The sequence below is a fragment of the Streptococcus sp. GMD1S genome (assembly GCF_000296875.1).
Classification (GTDB): domain Bacteria; phylum Bacillota; class Bacilli; order Lactobacillales; family Streptococcaceae; genus Streptococcus.
This window is the reverse complement of sequence record NZ_AJQY01000265.1, coordinates 1-632: the sequence shown is the minus strand read 5'-3', so window position 1 is coordinate 632 and position 632 is coordinate 1. Positions and strand designations below refer to the sequence as shown.

Sequence of the window (632 nt, the reverse complement as noted above, 5' to 3'; positions counted from 1 at the left end):
TTCAGCTGGTTGAGATAGTATTGGTTGTATTCTTTTTCGGTTGCAACATGGTATTTAGGATGGTTGGCATCCCATGGTGACAAGTAAACACCCATGTTCATGTCGTACTTGCTAGCAGACTTGGAAACTTCTTCGAGAAGGTCACCCTTACCATCTTTCCATGGGCTAGCCGCTACGGTATGGTTGGTGTACTTAGAAGGATAAGCAACGAATCCGTCGTGGTGTTTAACAACCATAATGGTTCGTTTGAAGCCCGTTTCCTTCAGAGTGCGAATCCACTGATCAGTATCCAAGTTGGTTGGATTGAAGTATCGAGGGTCTTCTTTCCCATTTCCCCATTCAGAATTGGTATAGGTGTTCATTCCGTAGTGGATGAAAGCTGCCAATTCTTCCTTGTGGTAATCGAGTTGGGCCTTGCTTGGAAGTGGTCCATGATTGCCAATTTCGGTTTCTTTATCTTCTGGATGAGTGACTGGTGGAGTCGGAGTCGTTGGATTAGCCGTATCAGCGACTGGCTCGTATTCAAAGACGACCTCATTCACCCCTTTTTGCTGGATAGTTGCTTCCAGGCTAGCCTTGACTGGACGGTAGCCAGCAATGTCTTTTGCATGGAAGGTGTTGACAAAGGAAAC

At 46.0% G+C, this 632-nt stretch carries 1 protein-coding gene; it reads right to left on the bottom strand.

What is annotated here, in order from left to right:
* Positions 1-632 (bottom strand): alpha-L-fucosidase (locus GMD1S_RS08695; RefSeq protein WP_000325171.1); only part of this gene is annotated, 632 nt, incomplete at both ends.